Annotated in this window: 21 protein-coding genes; 13 read left to right on the forward strand and 8 right to left on the reverse strand. The window is 43.4% G+C overall.

Annotated features, from left to right (window positions below):
* The first annotated feature begins 8 nt into the window (after window positions 1-8).
* The 3 genes from ACSSS3_RS06850 to treF all read left to right on the forward strand — a co-directional run bounded on the left by ACSSS3_RS06850 (window position 9) and on the right by treF (window position 3248).
* Window positions 9-977 carry a YheT family hydrolase gene (locus ACSSS3_RS06850; protein ID WP_442846955.1) on the forward strand — a complete coding sequence of 323 codons (969 nt, stop codon included), beginning with the start codon at window positions 9-11 and terminating at the stop codon, window positions 975-977.
* A gap of 55 nt (window positions 978-1032) precedes the next feature.
* On the forward strand, window positions 1033-1545 hold the full coding sequence (locus ACSSS3_RS06855; protein WP_228228910.1) for a plastocyanin/azurin family copper-binding protein: 513 nt from the start codon (window positions 1033-1035) through the stop codon (window positions 1543-1545).
* Window positions 1546-1634: 89 nt separating this feature from the next.
* Window positions 1635-3248, forward strand: a complete 1614-nt coding sequence (treF, locus tag ACSSS3_RS06860; RefSeq protein WP_442846956.1) for an alpha,alpha-trehalase TreF — start codon at window positions 1635-1637, stop codon at window positions 3246-3248.
* A 146-nt stretch (window positions 3249-3394) separates the two neighbouring features.
* Here the strand turns inward: treF and ACSSS3_RS06865 are convergent, their stop codons facing one another.
* Genes ACSSS3_RS06865 through ACSSS3_RS06875 form a run of 3 tightly spaced genes read right to left on the reverse strand, consistent with a single transcriptional unit; the run spans window position 3395 to window position 6650 of the window.
* Entirely contained in the window at window positions 3395-4324 is a 930-nt protein-coding gene (locus tag ACSSS3_RS06865) for a hydroxypyruvate isomerase family protein (RefSeq protein ID WP_442846957.1), read from the reverse strand.
* Window positions 4324-4962: a gluconate 2-dehydrogenase subunit 3 family protein gene (locus ACSSS3_RS06870; RefSeq protein WP_442846958.1), complete on the reverse strand. Its 639-nt coding sequence runs from the start codon at window positions 4960-4962 to the stop codon at window positions 4324-4326. The genes ACSSS3_RS06865 and ACSSS3_RS06870 overlap by 1 nt, the downstream gene beginning before the upstream one ends.
* Window positions 4963-4964: 2 nt before the next feature.
* The gene (locus tag ACSSS3_RS06875) at window positions 4965-6650 is read right to left on the reverse strand and encodes a GMC oxidoreductase (RefSeq protein ID WP_442847408.1); all 1686 of its coding nucleotides are present in this window, start codon (window positions 6648-6650) and stop codon (window positions 4965-4967) included.
* 191 nt (window positions 6651-6841) lie between these two features.
* On the opposite strand from ACSSS3_RS06875, the gene ACSSS3_RS06880 reads away from it, so the two are divergent.
* From ACSSS3_RS06880 to ACSSS3_RS06905, 6 genes are all read left to right on the forward strand, one after another.
* Window positions 6842-7819: a sugar phosphate isomerase/epimerase family protein gene (locus tag ACSSS3_RS06880; protein ID WP_442846959.1), complete on the forward strand. Its 978-nt coding sequence runs from the start codon at window positions 6842-6844 to the stop codon at window positions 7817-7819.
* A 7-nt stretch (window positions 7820-7826) separates the two neighbouring features.
* Window positions 7827-9056: a nucleoside permease gene (locus tag ACSSS3_RS06885; RefSeq protein ID WP_442846960.1), complete on the forward strand. Its 1230-nt coding sequence runs from the start codon at window positions 7827-7829 to the stop codon at window positions 9054-9056.
* A 68-nt stretch (window positions 9057-9124) separates the two neighbouring features.
* Complete coding sequence (locus ACSSS3_RS06890; RefSeq protein ID WP_442846961.1) at window positions 9125-10279, forward strand: Gfo/Idh/MocA family protein; 1155 nt, start codon at window positions 9125-9127, stop codon at window positions 10277-10279.
* Window positions 10280-10304: 25 nt separating this feature from the next.
* On the forward strand, window positions 10305-11360 hold the full coding sequence (locus ACSSS3_RS06895; RefSeq protein ID WP_099645520.1) for a sugar phosphate isomerase/epimerase family protein: 1056 nt from the start codon (window positions 10305-10307) through the stop codon (window positions 11358-11360).
* A 7-nt stretch (window positions 11361-11367) separates the two neighbouring features.
* Window positions 11368-12108: a 3-keto-disaccharide hydrolase gene (locus ACSSS3_RS06900; RefSeq protein WP_442846962.1), complete on the forward strand. Its 741-nt coding sequence runs from the start codon at window positions 11368-11370 to the stop codon at window positions 12106-12108.
* Window positions 12109-12110: 2 nt separating this feature from the next.
* On the forward strand, window positions 12111-12914 hold the full coding sequence (locus ACSSS3_RS06905; RefSeq protein WP_228228918.1) for a 3-keto-disaccharide hydrolase: 804 nt from the start codon (window positions 12111-12113) through the stop codon (window positions 12912-12914).
* 71 nt (window positions 12915-12985) lie between these two features.
* Here the strand turns inward: ACSSS3_RS06905 and ACSSS3_RS06910 are convergent, their stop codons facing one another.
* On the reverse strand, window positions 12986-13402 hold the full coding sequence (locus ACSSS3_RS06910; protein WP_442846963.1) for a hypothetical protein: 417 nt from the start codon (window positions 13400-13402) through the stop codon (window positions 12986-12988).
* 77 nt (window positions 13403-13479) lie between these two features.
* Window positions 13480-14571, reverse strand: coding sequence for a zinc metalloprotease (locus ACSSS3_RS06915; RefSeq protein WP_442846964.1), 1092 nt, complete (start codon window positions 14569-14571; stop codon window positions 13480-13482).
* 176 nt (window positions 14572-14747) lie between these two features.
* On the opposite strand from ACSSS3_RS06915, the gene ACSSS3_RS06920 reads away from it, so the two are divergent.
* From ACSSS3_RS06920 to nadD, 3 genes are read left to right on the forward strand one after another with little or no spacing between them, the layout of a single operon-like run.
* Entirely contained in the window at window positions 14748-15608 is an 861-nt protein-coding gene (locus tag ACSSS3_RS06920; protein WP_442846965.1) for a YicC/YloC family endoribonuclease, read from the forward strand.
* Window positions 15608-16183: a guanylate kinase gene (gmk, locus tag ACSSS3_RS06925; RefSeq protein ID WP_228228922.1), complete on the forward strand. Its 576-nt coding sequence runs from the start codon at window positions 15608-15610 to the stop codon at window positions 16181-16183. The genes ACSSS3_RS06920 and gmk overlap by 1 nt, the downstream gene beginning before the upstream one ends.
* A 2-nt stretch (window positions 16184-16185) precedes the next feature.
* Window positions 16186-16773 (forward strand): nicotinate (nicotinamide) nucleotide adenylyltransferase, encoded by a 588-nt coding sequence (nadD, locus tag ACSSS3_RS06930; protein WP_228228923.1) that lies wholly within the window; start codon window positions 16186-16188, stop codon window positions 16771-16773.
* Here the strand turns inward: nadD and ACSSS3_RS06935 are convergent.
* The 3 genes from ACSSS3_RS06935 to ACSSS3_RS06945 form a co-directional block, all read right to left on the reverse strand.
* The gene (locus ACSSS3_RS06935; protein WP_442846966.1) at window positions 16770-17366 is read right to left on the reverse strand and encodes a hypothetical protein; all 597 of its coding nucleotides are present in this window, start codon (window positions 17364-17366) and stop codon (window positions 16770-16772) included. The genes nadD and ACSSS3_RS06935 overlap by 4 nt on opposite strands.
* Window positions 17367-17531: 165 nt before the next feature.
* Window positions 17532-18026, reverse strand: coding sequence for a peptidoglycan-binding protein LysM (gene lysM, locus ACSSS3_RS06940; RefSeq protein WP_442846967.1), 495 nt, complete (start codon window positions 18024-18026; stop codon window positions 17532-17534).
* A 222-nt stretch (window positions 18027-18248) separates the two neighbouring features.
* Entirely contained in the window at window positions 18249-19178 is a 930-nt protein-coding gene (locus tag ACSSS3_RS06945; protein ID WP_442846968.1) for a nicotinic acid mononucleotide adenyltransferase, read from the reverse strand.
* Between the two features lie 287 nt (window positions 19179-19465).
* On the opposite strand from ACSSS3_RS06945, the gene ACSSS3_RS06950 reads away from it, so the two are divergent.
* Entirely contained in the window at window positions 19466-20455 is a 990-nt protein-coding gene (locus tag ACSSS3_RS06950) for an NAD(P)H-dependent glycerol-3-phosphate dehydrogenase (protein ID WP_442846969.1), read from the forward strand.

The following is a 20455-nucleotide window of genomic DNA, read 5'->3' on the forward strand; positions in this document are numbered from 1 at the left end:
ACCCTAAAATGCCTGTTGTTAAATCTACCTATAAAGCTCCTTCACCCTTTAAGAATGCACATTTCAACACCATTTTTGCTGCAAAAATCAGAACGGTATCCGGTCTTCGCTACGAGCGCGAACGCATTAACCTGCAAGACGGGGACTTTCTGGACATTGATTGGAGTTTTTCGCAGGACGAAAGCAAAACAAAACAGGTGGTATTGCTTTTTCACGGTCTTGAAGGCCATGCTAAAAGGCCGTATATGGCAGGTACTACAAAAATTTTAAATGCAAACGGCTTTGACTGTGCTGCTGTTAACCTTAGAGGCTGCAGCGGCGAGACTAACTTGCATCTGCGTTCGTACCATTCGGGTGCTACAGATGATGTAGCTGATGTGGTAGCTTTTGTAGAAGCTGCTAAAGATTACGATCAAATTTTTTTATGTGGTTTTAGTCTGGGCGGAAATCTGGTCCTGAAATACCTGGGCGAAAACCGAAGCCGGCCGGAAAGCATCAGGGCGGGAGTCGCCGTTTCAACCCCGGTAGATTTGTACGATTCGCTGGAAGCTTTACAACAAAAACAAAACTGGGTATATCGCTGGTCCTTTCTTAAAGGATTGCGCGACAAATACCGGCAAAAGCTGGAGCGTTATCCTGAAGAGCTCAGCAAACAGGATTACAAAAACATCAAATCCCTGCGGCTTTTTGACGAACTCTACACTGCGCCAGCCAATGGTTTTAAAGATGCTATGGACTACTATACCAAAAGCAGCAGCAAGCAGTTTTTAGAAGACATTAAAGTACCTACCTTGATTTTAAATGCCAAAGACGACTCCTTTCTCAACGCGAGCTGTTACCCGGTTGAGGCTGCTCAAAAGAATACCAATCTCTTTCTGGAAATGCCCAAAACAGGTGGTCACGTGGGCTTTATGCTTTTTGAACGACCCACCTACTGCGAAAAACGCAGCCTGCAATTCATTCAAGATTATGCATAATATTGTACTGCGCTAAAATGTTATGTATATTAGTCCTCCAATTAAAATTTTAAAAATGAAATTATTAAAAATAACCCTGGCATTTCTTTTCGTCGTATCACTTAGTGCCTGTGGTGACGACAAAAAGAAAGAAGAAAAAGAAACCGTGACCATTGGTGCAAAAAGCACTGATACCGAAACGAAGACCGATGACAATGTCACCGAGATCGTATTGCTTGCAGACGACATGATGAAATTCAATATGAACGAAATCAAAGTTCCTGCAGGTAAAAAAGTAAGACTTACCCTAAGACACGTAGGTAAGCAAGCTATTGAAGTTATGGGTCACAATTTTGTACTGCTAACTCAGGGAACCGAAATTCCTGCTTTTGGAGCTAAAGCTTCTGCAGCACGCGACAATGGTTACATCCCCGCAGATACAGACGCTGTAATCGTACACACTAAAATGCTTGGCGGCGGCCAGTCTGACACTATTGAGTTTGACCCACCTGCTCCCGGAACCTACGATTTCATCTGTAGTTTCCCCGGTCATTACAGTGTGATGAAAGGTAAATTTATAGTAGAGTAATTTTCCGATCTACTCCTAACACGCATTAAGGCCCAAAAATTATCTTTGCCGATTAATTTTTGGGCTTTTTTGGCTTTAAAAACAAACCCATGAAAACCCTGTATTCTCAAATCCTTGCTGCCCTGGTGATCTTATCCCTATCCTCGTGTAAAGAAGAAAACAAGTCTGAATCTGCTGATCAGCAGACTTTTGATTTCCCAAAGAAAAATGAAAATCCCATTGACCGCTATGGCGATCTGCTGGTTGATGTGCAAATGCAAAGTGTTTTTGAAGATGGTAAGACCTTTGTAGATTGCGAGCCTTTGTTTCCAGCAGATACCATTCTGGCCAGATATCAAAGCGCTTCAAAAGAAACAGACTTTGATCTAAAGGCTTTTGTGCTTCAACATTTTAACCTGCCCGAATCTCCTACTGCCAGTTTTACATCAGATACCACGCGTACTACTGCAGAGCACATCAAAGCGCTTTGGCCTTACCTGAAACGCGATGCAGACGCTCAGGAAAACGGGTCGCGCATTGCCTTACCCAATCCCTATATCGTACCCGGCGGTCGTTTTAGAGAGGTTTATTACTGGGATTCGTTTTTTATAATGCTGGGGCTGAAAGAATCCGGAGAGCTTAAACTCATTGAAAATATCCTGGACAATTTTGCATATCAGATTAATACTATTGGTTTTATTCCTAACGGAAACCGAACCTACTACCTCAACCGTTCACAACCGCCGTTTTTCGCAGAAATGGTACGCCTGTACGCCTCCACCGGAACCGAAAAAGACATCTACCTGAAGTATTTAGAACCTTTGGAAAAAGAATACGCATTTTGGATGAAAGGCGCAGAAAATTTAGCCGAAGGGGAAGCCTCAGCGCGCGTGGTTAAAATGCAGGATGGTTCTGTTTTAAACCGGTTTTACAGCAATCGCGCCGAGCCTCGTGCCGAAAGCTACCGGGAAGATATTCTAACTGCTCAGGAAGCGACGGGTAAATCTCCGGAAGAGGTATACCTCAACATCACCGCTGCCTGCGAAAGCGGGTGGGATTTTAGCAGCCGATGGTTTTCTAATCCCGATGATTTGGCCAGTATTCAAACCACCGAAATTATACCGGTAGATTTAAATGCACTACTCTATAATATGGAGGAAATTCTTGCGATTGCACGACGCTTTAACGGTGACCCGGAAGGCGCCCAGAAAATGGTAGATGCTGCTTCTGCCCGTAAAGACGCGATTGACGCCTATCTGTGGAATGCAAATCAAAAAACCTATACCGATTATAATTTCAAAAATCAGACTCCTACCGAAACGCTTTCACTTGCGATGGTCTATCCGCTGTATTTTAAAGCAGCTTCACCGGCTCAGGCTGAACAGGTTGCTCAGGTGCTGGAGCGTGACTTTTTGAAACCCGGTGGTCTGGTAACCACACTTAATACCAACGGGCAGCAATGGGACAGCCCTAACGGCTGGCCACCGCATCAATGGATGGCAGTTCGTGGCTTGCAAACCTACGGCCTGGGCGATCTGGCCGGGCAAATTAGTGACCGCTGGATTCAGCTGAATGAACGCGTGTACAAACGCACCGGTAAAATGCTTGAAAAATATAATGTGGTTGATACTACCCTGGTTGCAGGCGGTGGAGAATATCCCAATCAGGACGGTTTTGGCTGGACAAACGGAGTCTATCTCGATCTGAAAAAAGACTCTGAATAAAAAATTACATAAAGAGGCTGTCGAAAAAAGGTCCTGTGGATTGGATTGTCAGTCTGAGCCTGTTGAAGACTCAGGGGTCATACGCACCTTAAAAACTTCGACAAGCTCAGTTTGACAGCCTCTTTTTTAATTTACCCTGCGGTATGCTAAAAATCATCACAGGCCACATAAGCGTCTATAACTGCCTGTTCTCCTGCTGCACCGGGCATTGAGTTACCATGCTCCATACCCATGATTCCTGTAAAACCCCTGTCGTGAATGTGTTTGAAGATATTCAGGTAATTAATTTCACCGGTTGTAGGTTCTTTTCTTCCGGGGTTGTCCCCGATTTGAAAATACCCGATTTCATCCCAGCATGCGTCGATATTGGGGATTAAATTCCCTTCCTGAATTTGCTGATGGTAGATATCAAAAAGTATTTTACAGGCCGGGCTGTCAACCGCTTTACAAATCATATAGGCCTGCGGACTTTCCTTTAAAAATAAACCGGGGTGATTAAAGAAATTAAGCGGCTCAAGCACCATGGTCAGGTTTTCCTTTTCCAGGATTGCCGATGCCTGCTTTAAACTTTCAATCACATTTGCAGTTTGATAATTAGCATCAAGTCTTTGATCTACATAACCGGGAACCACGGTCATCCATTTGGCATTAACCCGCTTTGCAACTTCTACAGATTGTTTGATATCCTCTAGAAATTCAGTTCGTTTATCGGGATTACCGCTGGTCAGGTTACCTTCGGTCCAGTAGATTTTATGCGCCACAAAAACACCCATTTGCAGGCCGCGCTTTTGCATGGTGTCGGCCATTTTTTGCTGCAACTCAACCGGACGGTTACGCATCTCGTTATCTTCAAAAGCCGTAAAACCCTGATCTGCCATAAAATTTAGCTGATCTATAGGATCCTCTCCCGCCATACTTTTAAACATCCCCAGGTGAGGTGCATAATTGAGATTGAACTGATGCAAAGGCTCCGGATTTCCTGCAATGCCGGTATTTAAAGCAAACAGGCTCGTTCCGCCTAAAGCGAAAAAAGAGCCACTTAAGGCTCCTTTTTGTATAAATGATCTTCGTTTCATTATAAAGACATGGTTTTACCGCCTCCGGCTTCCTCAAGAGGCAAACAGCCCTGATAAACTCCGGGGATGGGATCGTACCAAAGTACGTTTTCGCCCACTTCCTCGCTGTTTTTCCAGGCCCAGATTCCCAAATCCCGCACAGTGGCAAGATAAGCATACGAACCGGCGTGCGCGTCAAAATCAACCTCAGGAGCCTCAGGATCCTGAGTTGCTGAAATGCGTTTTACGTAGGCATCACGGGTTTCTTTATCAGCTCCTAAATATTTAGCGACTGCTTTTTCAAAATCCTCGTGCTCTCCATCAGTAAGCTCCTTATCTACATTCTCTTTAAAGCTTAAGGCAAAAGCGTTAGCACCGGCTTCAAATTCTTTTTTCTGACGATCGTCGGCAACTTCATCCATATAGGAGTCAATAAACTGCGCGATATTTAATTCTGAAGCTCCCGGAGTATCCGTTTTTGGGAAAATAACATCCAGAATATGCACAAGAGCCGCACCGTTTGTCGCATTTAAGAAAACGGGTTGCCATTCATTCTTAGGTTCGCTTTTACAACTCTGTAATAAGTTAAAAGCTGCAGGGGCGACCATTACATAACCCGCTCCCAGACCAATATTTTTTAAGACTTGTCTTCTATTCATAACTATGCAAATTTTCCGTTCTTAAGTTGTTCTGCAGCATGCTTGGCTGCACGGGCAGTAAATGCCATATACGTAAGCGATGGGTTTACACAACTTGCAGAAGTCATAAAAGCACCGTCTGTGACATATACATTAGGAACCGCGTGTACCTGATTGTTTCCGTTAAGAACCGAGGTTTTAGGATCTCTTCCCATACGGGCTGTACCCATCTCGTGAATTCCCAATCCCGGGGCTCCGGGGCTATCGTAAGTACTTACATTTTTATAACCGGCCTTGGTAAGCATTTCTTCAGCCTGTGCCTTCATATCTTTACGCATCTCCCATTCGTTTTCTTTCCACTCTGCGTCGAAAGTAACGGTAGGCAGACCCCAATTATCAAGCTTATCGTAATCCAGAGTCATTTTATTCTCGTGATAAGGCAAACATTCACCAAATGCAGTAATACCAATGGTCCACTTACCGGGTTTGGAAATCTCCTTTTTAAGATCTGCTCCATAAGACATTTCAGAGATCGCCTCAGTCCAGTCTCCCCTGCTAGCTCCGCCCTGATATCCGTATCCGCGTTTAAAGTTAGGCTGATCGGTTTCCCCGCCTAAGTTTCTAAATCGAGGTATATAGAGTCCGTTTGCACGGCGTCCTTTGTAGTATTTATCTTCAAAACCTTCTACCACGGCAGAAGCTCCCACTCTAAAATGGTGGTCCATGATATTATGACCTAATTCACCGCTATCATTTCCTAATCCATTAGGGAAACGATCAGATTTAGATTGCATAAGGATAGAGGCCGAAGCAATTGCTGAAGCACATAAGAAAATCACTTTAGCATTAAAGGTTATTTCTTCTTTGGTTTCGGCATCAATAACTTTCACTCCGGTTGCAAGCTTGGTAGTATCATCGTAAATAACCTCGCTTACGATACTGAAGGGTCTCAGGGTCATATTTCCGGTGCGTTCTGCAGCAGGTAAGGTAGACGAGTTACTACTAAAGTAAGCCCCAAAAGGACAACCTCGCATACAACGGTTACGATACTGGCAGGCAGAACGGCCCTCATAGGTTTTTTCAGTAGAAGTAATATGAGCAGTACGACCGATCGTGAGCAGACGGTCTTTGTAATTTTGAGCCATATTTTTCTTGAGGTGCTCTTCAACACAGTTGAGTTCCATCGGCGGACCAAATTTACCATCAGGTAACTGAGGCAGACCCAGGTTTTCACCACTTACACCTATATATTCTTCAACTTTATCATACCAGGGTGCTATATCTGCATAACGCACGGGCCAGTCTACAGCTACACCTTCTTTTTTGTTGGCTTCAAAATCAATATCACTTAAGCGATAACTCTGACGTCCCCACATAATAGAACGTCCACCTACGTGGTATCCACGCATCCAGTCAAAACGCTTGGTTTCATTATAGGGGTGTTCTAAATCATTTACGAAGAAATGGCTGTGCGCACGATCTACCGTATAACCGGTACGCGCCTGTTTAAATTGCTTGGCTTTTTCTTCCTGAGTGGGTTGCCCCTTAAATTTAAAATCCCAGGGATCCATGTTCATAGTCGGGTAATCTTCAATATGTTTTACCATACGACCCCGTTCGAGAACCAGGGTTTTAAGACCCTGTTCACATAATTCTTTGGCAGCCCAGCCACCACTAATTCCTGTACCCACCACGATGGCGTCGTACATTTCTTCTGGTTTAATACTACTCACGCTATATTTAGTTTTTGATAATATAATCTAGCCTATGCTATCAAATATATAAATTTTAAGTTATTTTTTGATAAACCAAAAAAAGTATAATTTAGAGAACTTATAGGTTTTGCAAGTGCCTGTTGCATTTTTAAAACCCGTTTTCAAACACCTAATTGACTAATCTAATGACGACTAAACTCTATACAGTCCTGCTCTTTCTTTTTATTTTGGCAGGCTGTAAAAATGAAAAAAAAGCCGAAAATCCAACCGATTTAACTTCCGAAACTGCCCAAACCGAACCTTTTTTTGATATTTCTTTGGCACAATGGTCCCTGCACAGGGCTTTTCAAAGTGGCGAATTAAGCCCTATGGACTTTGCTAAAAAGGCAAATGAAATGGGTTTTGAAGGCATTGAATATGTAAGCCAGCTTTACAATGCCGAAATGGAAAAATATGAGAACCCACAAGTTGCGCTTGACTCCATTTTGCCTAAACTAAAAGCCAGCAGTGAGCAATACGGCGTACAGAATGTTTTAATCATGGTTGATGGCGAGGGCAATCTGGCTTCAGAAGATGAAACTGAGCGCAACACCGCTGTTGAAAGCCACAAAAAATGGGTAGATGCCGCTGCTTATCTGGGTTGCCACGCCATTCGTGTAAATCTTATAGGCCCTAAAGACAAAGAACTCTTTAAACAAAGTGCCGTTGACGGTCTGGGCAAACTGGCCGATTATGGTGCCTCCAAAAACATTGAGGTGATTGTTGAAAATCACGGCGGCTACTCCTCTGACGCTGCCTTTTTAATGGAAATCATCAATACCATCAACAAGCCTAATTGCGGAACCCTGCCCGATTTTGGGAATTTCTGTATGGAGCGTGAAAACGGGGAAATGTGGGGTGCTCCCTGCGTAAAAGAATATCCGCGTTATCAGGGTATCGAAGAGTTGATGCCTAAAGCGCTTGCCGTAAGTGCCAAATCCTACGACTTTAATGAGGAAGGCGAGGAAACTTCGATGGATTATTCTAAAATTCTCCAAATCGTTAAAGATGCCGGCTACACCGGTTTTATAGGTGTTGAATATGAAGGAGAGGACTTCAGTGAAGAAGAAGGCATAAAACGCACTAAAGAATTACTAATCAAATCTGCTCAAGAGCTTAACTAAATTATTTATGAAACCATACGTTCGATTTCAACTGTCACTAATGATGTTCCTCGAGTTTTTTATCTGGGGGGGCTGGTTTGTGACGTTAGGAACTTTTTTAGGAAACAATCTGGAAGCTACCGGAGCACAAAGTGCGATGGCCTTTTCAACCCAGTCATGGGGTGCCATCATCGCTCCTTTTGTAATAGGTCTCATAGCCGATAAATTTTTTAATGCCGAGCGCATTTTAGGTGTTTTACATCTGGCAGGTGCATTTTTGATGTACCAAATGAGTCAAACCACAGACTTTGCAGCTTTTTATCCCTACGTTCTGGGCTATATGATCGCCTACATGCCAACTCTGGCTTTGGTAAACTCGGTAGCATTTAGACAGATGAAAAACCCTTCTAAAGATTTTGGGTGGATCCGTGTTTTTGGAACCATAGGCTGGATCGTTGCCGGCTTTGCCATAAGCCTTTTAGGCTGGGATTCTCAGGAAGGAATACAGGAAGGATTATTAAGTAACACCTTCACCATGACCGCGATTGCTTCGGCGATTCTTGGAGTTTTCAGCTTCCTGCTGCCTAAAACCCCACCGGTAAAATCAGATAAAGAGCAATCTCTTCTTGAGAAAACAGGACTCAGTTCAATCACGATGCTGAAAAACAAAAACTTCCTTATTTTCTTTATTTCTTCGATCCTGATCTGTATTCCACTTGCTTTTTACTATCAAAACACCAATCCGTTTTTAACCGAATTAAAAATGGAAAATCCAACCCTTAAGCAGTCGATAGGTCAGATTTCTGAAGTATTGTTCATGCTGTTGCTACCCGTGTTCCTGTTGCGTTTCGGCATTAAAAAAACCCTGCTTTTCGGAATGATCGCCTGGGTGCTTCGGTATTTGCTGTTCGCCTTTGGTAACGCAGACGAGTTGTCGTTCATGTTAATTATAGGTATCGCATTACACGGTATTTGCTACGATTTCTTTTTCGTTTCGGGTCAAATTTACACCGACTCAAAAGCAGGCTCTGATAACAAGAGTGCAGCACAGGGACTGATCACGCTGGCCACCTATGGCGTAGGGATGCTGATCGGGTTCTGGGTTGCAGGCCAGATTACAGATACGTATCTTATTGGCGAGTTGCACGACTGGAGAACCATTTGGGTATACCCTGCAGGTTTTGCCGCGCTGGTATTCCTGTTCTTCCTGATTGCATTTAAAAATGAAAAAATAGAATATAAAGGAGAAAAAGTATAAATCTTTAAAGGCACTTAACTTAAACTATTAGGTGCCTTTTCAATTTCTCTGACCAAAAAACAACTACAATGAAAAAACTGAAAATGGGAATGGTAGGCGGCGGTAAAGGCTCGTTTATTGGCGATGTGCACCGCAGGGCTTCCCGTATAGACGGAATGATTGACCTCGTATGTGGCGCCTTTAGCAGCAACCCGCAACGCAGTCTCGAGTCTGCCGAAGAACTGGGTGTGGCTCCTGAGCGGGCTTACAAGAGTTTTGAGGAAATGATTACCAAAGAAAAAGAATTGCCCGAAGGCGAGCGCATGGATTTTGTTTCTATCGTAACACCAAACCATATGCACTTCCCTCCGGCAAAACTGGCGCTTGAAAACGGCTTTCACGTGATTTGCGACAAACCGGTAACCCTAACGCTTGATGAGGCTTTTGACCTGCAAAAAGTGGTCAAAAAAAGCGGAAAAGTGTTTGCCCTTACCCACAACTACACCGGCTATCCTATGGTTAAACAGGCCCGTTTGATGATTCAAAACGGCGAGCTGGGCGACATACGTAAAGTGGTGGTTCAATACTTGCAAGGGTGGTTATCTACCGCCGTTGAAGAGACCGAAAACAAACAGGCTTCATGGCGGGTTGACCCTAAAAAATCAGGAATTGGTGGCGCTCTTGGAGATATTGGTACGCATGCCGAAAACCTTACCGAATACATCACAGGTAAAAAAATTGAGAAAGTGGCGGCAGACCTCAGCAGTTTTGGTGCAGGTCGCGTGCTGGATGACGATGGCAATATCCTGCTTCGTCTGGAAGGAAATACCAAAGGCTGTATGACCATTTCGCAAATCGCAACCGGTGAAGAAAACAACCTGGGCATCCGCGTATACGGAAGCAAAGGAAGTATTGCCTGGTATCAGGAAAATCCGAATGAACTTACCGCATACTGGCTTGATAAGCCCAAACAGATTTACACCCCCGGCGGTAACGGCACCTACGAAGAATCTACCGCATATACCCGCGTTCCTCCCGGTCACCCGGAAGGCTATCTGGAAGGTTTTGCCACTATTTACAGAAGCTTCGCGAAAGAAGTCCTTTCGGTAATGGAGGGTAACGCCATTTCAGAGCGACCCGATTTTCCTACCATTCACGACGGTTTAAGAGGCATGCAGTTTATTTATGCTTCGGTAGCCTCAAATGATAATAACGCAGCCTGGGTAAGTCTTAAAGAAGACTAAAACCATAATCTAAAACCAAACGACTATGAAAACCATAAAAGGACCGGCCGTGTTTTTGGCTCAGTTCATGGACGATAAAGAACCTTTCAATTCTCTGGATGGCCTGTGCAAATGGGCCAGTGATTTAGGGTATAAAGGCATACAAATCCCCACCTGGGAGAGCCGGCTTATAGACCTTAAAAAAGCAGCAGAAAGCAAAACCTATTGCGACGAACTCAAAGGCAAAGTAAACAGCTACGGTCTGGAGATTACCGAATTGTGTACGCACCTGCAAGGCCAGCTTGTAGCGGTTCATCCCGCATACGACGAGATGTTTGACAACTTTGCTCCCGATGGGTATAAAAATAATCCGAAAAAACGCCAGGAATGGGCAGTAGATCAGCTCCTAAGTGCAGCAAAAGCCAGCAGAAATCTGGGTATAGATGTGCACGGCACGTTTAGCGGAGCTTTGCTTTGGCACACCTGGCATCCCTGGCCGCAACGCCCGCCCGGGCTTGTAGAACTGGGATTTAAAGAACTCGCTAACCGCTGGACGCCAATTCTCAATGCGTTTGATGAGCAGGGTGTTGATGTGTGTTATGAAGTGCATCCGGGAGAAGACATTCACGACGGGGTGACTTTTGAGCGTTTTCGTGAAGCTACCGGCAATCACAAGCGAGCCAATATTCTGTATGATCCCAGTCACTTTGTGTTACAGCAGCTGGATTATATAGAATACATTGACAACTATCACGAGTTTATCAAAATGTTCCACGTTAAGGATTCCGAATTTAATCCTACCGGAAAAAAAGGAGCTTTTGGAGGCTATGGCGACTGGATTGACCGCGCAGGTCGCTATCGCTCGCCGGGTGACGGCCAGATTGATTTCAAAACCATTTTTACTAAACTAACCGAGTACGGTTGCGATGTCTGGGCGGTGATGGAATGGGAGTGCTGCATCAAATCCCCCGAGCAGGGAGCCCGCGAAGGCGCACCGTTTATCGCCAGTCATATTATTGAGGCTACCCAAAAAAAATTCGATGATTTCGCGGGAGCGAAAACCGATGAAGCTAAACTGAAACGCATACTTGGAATAAACTAAACAACTCATGAAAAAACAAATTTACCTTTCTGCCTTTGCGCTGTTGGCGCTTGCTGCCTGCAAGGAAAAAGCAGAGAATACCGAAGAACCGGTTGCTGAAACAACTATGGAAACTCCACAACCCGAAAACGAATGGATTACCCTTTTTGACGGAAGCAATCTCGACAGCTGGCATGCCTATAATGGCGAAGCTCCCACACAGTGGAAAATAGAAGGAGAAAATCTGGTTTTTACTCCGGCTGAAAATCAGCAGGGAAGTCAAAATCTGGTCACTAACGAGACTTTTGAAAGTTTTGAACTAAGCCTTGACTGGAAAATATCGGAAGGTGGAAACAGCGGGATTATGTGGGCTGTTCAGGAGAATGATTCCTTAAGCGAACCCTATCTGACCGGACCTGAAATCCAAATTCTGGACGACGAGCGTCATCCTGATGCTAAAGCAGGCACCACGCACCGCTCAGGCGCTCTTTATGACATGATCGCTGCTCCTGAAGGCGTTGTGAAACCTGCCGGTGAGTGGAACAGCTATGTCATTACCATAGATTATGAAAACAATAAAGGTGTCGTGGTTTTAAACGACACCGAAGTGGTAAGCTTTCCGGTGAGTGGCCCTGAATGGGATGCTATGGTTGCAGAATCCAAGTTTGCAGACTGGCCTCTTTTCGGCAAATCACAATCCGGTCACATCGCCCTGCAGGATCACGGCAATGTGGTTACCTTCCGGGATATTAAAATCAAAAAACTTTAATTATGAACACCAAATTTATCCTTCCGCTTCTGGCTACAGGTTTACTTTTTTCCTGTAATACTTCCACAGAAAAAAGCACCGAAGAAACTGCACCGGCAACAGATACCACAGCAGTAGTTGAAGAAGCTCCCATTACAGACCCTGCAGCAACCGAAGTCTGGGAGCCGGAACCTGAAGTGGTCACTTTTAATGAAGCCGGCGTACCATCTGACGCGATCGTATTGTTTAATGGTGAAAATCTGAACGCCTGGGAAAGCACTAAAGATTCTATCGTAAATGCGCCCTGGCTGGTGAACAGCGACGGGTCTATGACTGTTGCAGGCGGTACCGGAGATATCCAGACCAAAGAAAGCTTTGGCGACATCCAATTGCACGTAGAATGGCGTGCACCACAGGTTGTTGAAGGAGAAGGACAGGGACGCGGAAACAGCGGTATTTTTCTTCAGAATCGCTATGAAGTACAGGTTTTAGACAGTTACGATAACCGCACCTATTCAAACGGGCAGGCAACTGCGATTTATAAGCAAAGTATTCCGCTGGTAAATGCCACAAAAGCGCCCAGCGAATGGCAGGCTTATGACATTATTTACCATCAGCCGGAATTTGATGCCGATGGGAACAAAACCAAATCTGCAACCGTAACGGTAATGCATAATGGCGTTTTGGTACAGGATCACGTAGAAATACTGGGTACAACCGAATACATTGGGAAACCCAAAAATGAGGCTCACGGTGAGGCTCCATTAAAACTGCAGGATCACGGAAACCCCGTAAGCTATCGCAATATCTGGGTGCGTAAGCTGTAACCGGCAAATTATAAAAACAAAAACCCCACACTTCATCGTGTGGGGTTTTCTTTTTTAAACGTATTTCAATTTTAGGGCGCTTCTGCAAGAAGCAGTAATCTGCCTACTAAGGGCGCCACCCGTGCCGGTGGATTTCCGCGGTCAAAAGAAGCGCTTCGGCTGTAAGTACCACCTACAACAAGAACTTTAACCGGCACCGCTGCGTCGCGGTCTGCTGCGTCAGAAGGATTCTCAATATCATCAGCAGTAGTGGCAACAAAAGTCTGCGCCAGACGATTGAGTTCGCTTACCTGTGACGCTGTAAGCTCTTTGGTAATTCTATCGCTTCCGTCACGGGAATGCTCCGAGATGAGGGTATTTCCTTCGACACGCACATGATGATACACCCCGCGGGAAGCAGCCTCATAGTCAATGCTGGTATAGTTAAATTGCTCTTCGCAACCTTTCGCAGCAAAGAGAACCATAAAAAAACCGAGTATATAATTCATAAGTTTAATTTTAGCAGTAAAATACAAAAAGGTGCTCTTCACGAGCACCTTTTCAGATCGATTTAAGATGTTTTTATCTAGTTCAAAAACGCTGCGCGAGGTCCTCCACTTGCAAAAAGAGCACGCATACGTACCTTTTGACCTTCTGAGAACATATACATACACGCATCATTTACATAATCCATATAGTTCATCGTCATATCGTTAGAGCGGCAATTTACAGTTGGGTACGATGGGCAACCGTAATTAGGACCGTTTGAAGATGGTGTATCAGCTACAAAATCATCCTGTCTGCAGCTACCATCACCCCAAATATGACGCAGGTTTAAGTAGTGACCCACTTCATGAGTTGCAGTACGACCTTCGTTAAAAGGAGCAGCTACATAACCGGTACTACCAAAATACTGAGGACCAACTACAACACCATCTGTAGAAGCAGAACCTCCGGGGAACTGCGCGTAGCCCAATATTCCACCACCTATATTACACACCCAGATGTTAAGGTGCGTAGCAGGACTTACCACATCAGAACCGCCATTTGAAGAAAACTTCATTTCGTCACGAGTACCCCAGGATGTACGGGTAGTTGATTTACGGATGGTTTGAGCTAAGGTAAAATTGATATCAGAATCTGCAACCACACCTGCAAACTCAGAAGGAACCTGACTTACATCAGAGTTGGTCGCATTAAAATCTGCATTAAGTACTGCGATTTGAGATGCGATCTGAGCGTCAGAGATGTTCTCATTAGCATTGCTGTAAAGAACGTGTACAACCACAGGAATGTTGATCACACCAAGACCATCATCAACCGGGGGAGTGCTACCTCCACCGTCTCCACCTCCGGAACCGGGTTTTCCTTTACCATTAGTAGATTTAGCCGCGATAAAGGCTCTGGCATTTTTCTCTATGCTGAACATTTTATCGTACAATTTATCATCTTCATTAAGCTGTCTGTTTAAGTTTACCATTGTAAAACAAACTTTTGGATCTTTTCCTACACTTGATTTACCGTTTGTAAAATCATCGGTATACAAATAAAAGTCGCTCATATCTACGGCAACTTCCTGATCCACACTTTTTTGTACATCGTTATTCTCTTCAACGTTGTCTGTACAGGAGAGCATGGTTACAAATGCTACTCCTAAAGCTAGTGCTGCTTTTTTCATAAAAAATCTGTTATTAGGGTTAATGTTAAGGTGAATTTATAAATACTTAACAATAATTAAACATATTATTCAAGATATTTTAATATCATCCTTAAAATTTTAACACTGTAGCCGGAGTAATTTCGATGTTTCTAAGCCCGCGTTGATTTGCTATATTTGCCGTCTAATGTAGCCTCATGATTAAATCAATGACCGGTTTTGGGAAATCTGTAACCCAATTGCCTTCCAAAAAAATTACGATCGAGATAAAATCGCTCAACAGTAAAAGTCAGGATCTCAATGCGCGAATCCCTTCCTTCTATCGGGAAAAAGAATTAGAACTGCGTAATCTCGTAGCTCAAAAATTACAACGCGGCAAAATTGACTTCAGCCTTTATGTTGAACTTAACGGTGAGGAAACCTCAACTGCTATCAATGCCGATGTGGTACGTCAATATATCAAACAACTCAAGGCAGTTACTCCGCATGCCGATGATGTAGAGCTGCTTAAAATGGCGATAAGGCTTCCAGACGCACTTAAGACCGAAAAAGATGAGATAGACGAAGACGAGTATCAGGCTATTTTAAAAGGTGTTGAAGAGGCCCTGGAAAGCATAGACAAGTACAGAGCTGATGAAGGCCAGGTTTTAAAAGAAGATTTTGAACTGCGCGTCAGCAACATTTCAAATTATCTGGACGAAGTAAAAAAAATAGATCCCGAGCGTATGGAAGGTGTGCGTGAGCGCCTCAACAAGGCCGTTGCAGACCTTAAAACCACGGTTGATGAAAATCGTTTTGAGCAGGAACTCACCTACTATCTCGAGAAGTATGACATTACCGAAGAAAAAGTGCGCCTGCGCAATCACCTGGAGTATTTTTCAAAAACCTTAACCTCCCCACAGTCTAACGGAAAAAAACTGGCCTTTATAAGTCAGGAAATGGGCCGTGAGATCAATACCATTGGCTCTAAGTCAAATTACGCACCTATGCAACAGGTTGTGGTGCGCATGAAGGACGAACTCGAAAAAATAAAAGAACAACTTTTAAACGTACTCTAATGGAAGGTTCAGGCAAACTCATTGTTTTTTCGGCACCTAGCGGAAGCGGTAAAACAACCATTGTGCGCTGGTTACTCGCCAAGGAGGAACTCAATCTGGAATTTAGCATTTCGGCGGCTTCACGGGAGCCAAGACCTAATGAACAGGATGGCGTTGATTATTATTTTTTATCGCTTAAAGAGTTTAAAAGACGCATTAAAGCCGAAGAATTTCTCGAATGGGAAGAAGTATACCGCGATAACTTTTACGGCACACTTAAGAGTGAAGTAGAACGCATCTGGAAACAGGGTAAACACGTGATTTTTGACATTGACGTGGTAGGTGGTCTGGATATTAAAAAGCTCTATCCCGAGCGTACACTGGCGGTTTTTGTAAAACCTCCCAGTATTGAAGAGTTAAAAATCAGGCTTAAAAAGCGCAAGACCGAAAGTGAAGACCGCATCAATATGCGCGTTGCCAAAGCGAGTATTGAGCTGGCAACCGCTCCGCAGTTTGACCACATCATCGAAAACAACGATCTGGACACCGCGCTCGAAGAAGCTTATGCACTGGTACGCAATTTTGTAAAGGAATAGCTATGAAAATAGGTTTGTACTTCGGCACCTTCAATCCCGTGCATATAGGACACCTCATCATCGCAAACCACTTTGCCGAATACAGCGACCTCGATAAAATCTGGATGGTGATTACCCCCCACAATCCATTCAAGAAGAAAAAAACGCTTTTAGACAATCATCATCGTTATCAACTGGTGCTTGAAGCCGTAGAAGACTATCCTAAAATTGAAGCGAGTACCATCGAGTTTAATTTACCTCAACCCAATTATACTTCAAACACTTTAGCTTATTTGCAGGAAAAGTATCCTGATTATGAGTTTAGCCTGATTATGGGTGAAGATAACCTGCGTACGCTGCACAAGTGGAAAAACTACGAGACACTCCTGGAAAATCATGCAATCTATGTATATCCCCGCGTTGCCGAACAAGCAGACGCAGACCGCCCTAAACTTTTAGAGCATCCTAACATACATATCGTAGATGCTCCCGTGGTAGAAATCTCGGCAACCTTTATTCGTAAAGCAATAAAGGCCGGCAAAAACTGCCGACCCTTATTACCGCAACCGGTATGGCGCTATATTGATGAGATGAATTTTTACCGATCTTAGGTTTGTTGCAAGCAACCCAATAAGAAGGCGTGCACATACATCGCCCAGTTCTTACCGTCAAAAGATTCCCCCTCGGCCCAGGCAGTTTCCTCTCCTTTTGGCCCTTCGACCACTGCGTGAGCTGCAAAACAAAACTCCCAGCTGAATGAATCCTGATAGATTGTATATTCTACCGTATCAATGCCGTTCTCGTGCGAAGCAGCATACTCAAACTTTCCTACCTTGGGATTTCCGGTTTTGGTGACCGGAAACGTTGGATTTTCACAATCAGGACTTAAACTTAAATGCGTTTCCTGCAAAGACCAGCCTTCAAGGGTATGATAAGTAAGCGTCCAGCTACCATCCTGATTTACATCTATAGTTACCTGGCCCACTACCTCATTTTGACCCGCAATCAGATTTCTTGAAAAACAGGCTTCATCCTGTTCTTCTTCAGCATTTGAAAGGGAGGCTTTAAAGTCGGCAACGGTATAAGCAGCAACGACAGTATCGTCAGACTCATTGAGGGTTTCGGTATCGTCTGAACAGTTTATAAATAAAATTGAAGTCAGAATAAGAGCTCCTGCTTTCGTAAATGGGTTTTTAAATTTCATAGTATATTGGTTTTAATACTATTTACGAACTGAAGCCTCTGCCGGATTTCTTTACAGGCATGGTGTTTTATAGCCTTCTGAATGCGAATGCCTTGTGCTGAAAGTTTAACATAAAAAAACTCCGAGGAATTGACCTCAGAGTTTTTCAGTATGATTTTATGCGTATTAATCCAGCCTTGGGATGCGTAACATCTGCCCCGGATAAATTTTGTCCGGATCTTTTAGCATAGGCTTATTGGCCTCAAAAATCACCGGATATTTCATGGCATTCCCATAGAATTTTTTAGCGATTTTACTCAAGGTATCTCCAGATTCAACGGTGTGGAATTGCGCTTCAGGTTCTTTGTGCTCCACATCCATACGGTCGTCTACCTGAGCGATACCTTCAACGTTACCCACTACCAAAACCACTTTTTCTTTAGTCGTCTGGTCTTTAGCTTTACCTGCAACGATTACCATTTCGCCTTTAATATCAAGCTGAAGGTTTTCGACCTCAAGACCTAAATCCTGAATGGTTTCTTTTAAAGAAGCTTCTGCCTTGCGATTTGCTGCTTCTGCGGCAGCTGCTGCTTCCGCTTTCTTTTCGGCAGCTTCTTCAGCTGTACTTTTACCTATGCCTATTTTGGCTCCGGCGTTTTTAATAAATGAAAATAATCCCATAATTTTTTGATTCTTTCCGGTTTCCCGGGATTAGTTAGTCTTAATTGAAATGAAAATTACAAAATCAACACTTAAGACTGCGTCAAGACTTCGGTAAATCTATGTGAATATTTAAGCCCACACAGCTTCATTTACCGGGTTTAGCGCTACTTAAAACACAAAATCGCCCTGTAATTTACACAACAGGACGATTTCAACTAACTAACCAACCAAAAAATCTAACTATTTACTTTTGCTTTTTGCCGTTTGCAACTGCTTAATACTTTGTTCAATTACAGCCTGCTTCAACCTGCTCTTACCTTCTTCGGGTGTTTTATAGGTTATATAGCCTTTTCCTCTAAAGCGGTATTCACTTCCCGATGTGGGGTGATACAGGGATATTGTGCTATCATCAAGGATTGATAATTCAAAAAACTCATTTTCAAAATAATCATAATCTAGCGTAAGCGTCTTCAAGAGCGCGTTTCCGGCAACATTTTGCACATCATAAATACCGGTATAATCCCAATACAGATTATTCACTGAAGTACCTCTCACGTCTTGCGAGCTCTGAAAGTTTCCACCCCCATTAGCCGGATAAAAGCTTAAAAAGTTTTCTGCATCAAACTCATTTGAAACCCCACTTGCCGAAGTATAAATCTTTTCCCAGGCTGCATATTCCTGCAAAAAGAAATGGATGTTGTCGTAAAAAATACGGTCGTAATCAAAGTTAGAACGCTGATAGCCTTTTAAGAAAAAGGAAGTCTGCGTAGGTCTGTGATAGAGTTCAATTGTATTTCTATTGACCGGGATCACTTCAAACGAATAAAAACCATCTATGTCGTGACTAATATCCAGATCGTAATCAAAAATATCATAATACCCTACTTCGATACCATATCCCGCACCCTGATTACCTATACCGGCGAGATTGTTATTTGCCCAGACATCTCCACTTAAAAATGAAAGCGTAAAGGCCTTCTCCATAAACGGAATATTGCCGTTACCTTGTGTCTGATTGATGTCTACGTACCAGAGCTCGTAGTCACTTAGTACTACAGATAAAGGTACTGCCGGTTCTATTATTTCATCTTCAATATAAACATCGCTCACACACGAAGTAAATACGCCAAGAAACAGAGCCAGGCCTCCAAGTAATTGTATTGCTTTCATAATTGTTCTTCTTTAAGTTATCACTTCTGAAATCTTCTTTGCGCTATGCACCAAAGTCCTTCAGCTTAACTAATTCTTAGCCTTGACGTCTTGCTTGAATTGTACTAACAGGTATTCAAAGCCTGTGCCAAAAAATTAAACCGATGTTTTTCAAGATTTTAGGTCCGCTTTAAAATCTGTACATTTAGGGAGAAGAAATTCTTAAAAAATCACCGTTATAAAATTGATTTTTAGGAAGCTGCTTCGTTTTTAATCCTAACCTCATTTGAGGTAAATCTTAAGTTATTATGGCCTTAAAATTTGGTGTTATTGGGGGAGGTAGCTGGGCTACCGCCATTGTAAAAATGCTTTCCGAAAATCTGGATGAAGTAGGCTGGTATATGCGCAGCGTTTATGCCATGGAGCATCTTAAAAAGGAACAACACAATCCCAATTACCTGAGTGCCGTAGAGTTTGATACCACGAGGCTCAAGCTGAGTAATGATATCAACGACATAATTGATTATGCAGACTACCTGATTTTTGCAATTCCCTCTGCATTTGTGGGTAAAGAACTTGAAAAGGTGAGCAGCAATTTTAAAAACAAAATTGTTTTTTCGGCAATCAAGGGTATCGTACCCGAAACCGGTAAAATCGTTGGCGTACACTTTCACGATGCTTACGATATTCCGTATGAAAATATTGGAGTCATCACCGGACCCTGTCATGCCGAAGAAGTTGCCCTCGAGCGGCTTTCTTATTTAACCATCGCATGTGCAGATGAGGAGCACGCAAAAATTATGGCCAAACATCTGGGCAGCGACTACATCAACACTACAATCACTGACGATACTATAGGCACCGAATATGCCGCGATGCTTAAAAACATTTACGCCATTGCAGCGGGTATTGCCCACGGTCTGGGTTATGGTGATAATTTTCAAAGTGTGCTGATGAGTAACGCCATACGCGAGATGAAAAAATTCATCAAAAAAGTGCATAAGATGAAGCGCAACATCAACGACTCAGCCTATTTGGGAGATTTGCTGGTGACCGGGTATTCGGTATTTAGCCGCAACCGTATGTTTGGGAATATGATAGGTAAAGGCTACACCGTAAAAAGCGCACAGATGGAAATGAGTATGGTGGCCGAAGGTTATTATGCAGCCGAAAGTGCCTATAAAATCAAGGAGAAAACCGGAGCCAAAACACCTATAATAGATGCCGTTTACGAGGTTTTATACAAAGGAAAAGATCCTAAAAAGACTTTTAAAAAGTTAACGGAGAAATTGGATTAA

Origin of the sequence: Leeuwenhoekiella sp. H156 (genome assembly GCF_052218455.1) — a bacterium.
Lineage (GTDB): Bacteria > Bacteroidota > Bacteroidia > Flavobacteriales > Flavobacteriaceae > Leeuwenhoekiella > Leeuwenhoekiella parthenopeia.

Coding starts and splice junctions, on each gene's coding strand:
- ACSSS3_RS06850 (WP_442846955.1), top strand. CDS start 9: ATGCCTGTTGTTAAATCTACCTATAAAGCTCCTTCACCCTTTAAGAAT.
- ACSSS3_RS06855 (WP_228228910.1), top strand. CDS start 1,033: ATGAAATTATTAAAAATAACCCTGGCATTTCTTTTCGTCGTATCACTT.
- treF (WP_442846956.1), top strand. CDS start 1,635: ATGAAAACCCTGTATTCTCAAATCCTTGCTGCCCTGGTGATCTTATCC.
- ACSSS3_RS06865 (WP_442846957.1), bottom strand. CDS start 4,324: ATGAAACGAAGATCATTTATACAAAAAGGAGCCTTAAGTGGCTCTTTT.
- ACSSS3_RS06870 (WP_442846958.1), bottom strand. CDS start 4,962: ATGAATAGAAGACAAGTCTTAAAAAATATTGGTCTGGGAGCGGGTTAT.
- ACSSS3_RS06875 (WP_442847408.1), bottom strand. CDS start 6,650: ATGTACGACGCCATCGTGGTGGGTACAGGAATTAGTGGTGGCTGGGCT.
- ACSSS3_RS06880 (WP_442846959.1), top strand. CDS start 6,842: ATGACGACTAAACTCTATACAGTCCTGCTCTTTCTTTTTATTTTGGCA.
- ACSSS3_RS06885 (WP_442846960.1), top strand. CDS start 7,827: ATGAAACCATACGTTCGATTTCAACTGTCACTAATGATGTTCCTCGAG.
- ACSSS3_RS06890 (WP_442846961.1), top strand. CDS start 9,125: ATGAAAAAACTGAAAATGGGAATGGTAGGCGGCGGTAAAGGCTCGTTT.
- ACSSS3_RS06895 (WP_099645520.1), top strand. CDS start 10,305: ATGAAAACCATAAAAGGACCGGCCGTGTTTTTGGCTCAGTTCATGGAC.
- ACSSS3_RS06900 (WP_442846962.1), top strand. CDS start 11,368: ATGAAAAAACAAATTTACCTTTCTGCCTTTGCGCTGTTGGCGCTTGCT.
- ACSSS3_RS06905 (WP_228228918.1), top strand. CDS start 12,111: ATGAACACCAAATTTATCCTTCCGCTTCTGGCTACAGGTTTACTTTTT.
- ACSSS3_RS06910 (WP_442846963.1), bottom strand. CDS start 13,402: ATGAATTATATACTCGGTTTTTTTATGGTTCTCTTTGCTGCGAAAGGT.
- ACSSS3_RS06915 (WP_442846964.1), bottom strand. CDS start 14,571: ATGAAAAAAGCAGCACTAGCTTTAGGAGTAGCATTTGTAACCATGCTC.
- ACSSS3_RS06920 (WP_442846965.1), top strand. CDS start 14,748: ATGATTAAATCAATGACCGGTTTTGGGAAATCTGTAACCCAATTGCCT.
- gmk (WP_228228922.1), top strand. CDS start 15,608: ATGGAAGGTTCAGGCAAACTCATTGTTTTTTCGGCACCTAGCGGAAGC.
- nadD (WP_228228923.1), top strand. CDS start 16,186: ATGAAAATAGGTTTGTACTTCGGCACCTTCAATCCCGTGCATATAGGA.
- ACSSS3_RS06935 (WP_442846966.1), bottom strand. CDS start 17,366: ATGAAATTTAAAAACCCATTTACGAAAGCAGGAGCTCTTATTCTGACT.
- lysM (WP_442846967.1), bottom strand. CDS start 18,026: ATGGGATTATTTTCATTTATTAAAAACGCCGGAGCCAAAATAGGCATA.
- ACSSS3_RS06945 (WP_442846968.1), bottom strand. CDS start 19,178: ATGAAAGCAATACAATTACTTGGAGGCCTGGCTCTGTTTCTTGGCGTA.
- ACSSS3_RS06950 (WP_442846969.1), top strand. CDS start 19,466: ATGGCCTTAAAATTTGGTGTTATTGGGGGAGGTAGCTGGGCTACCGCC.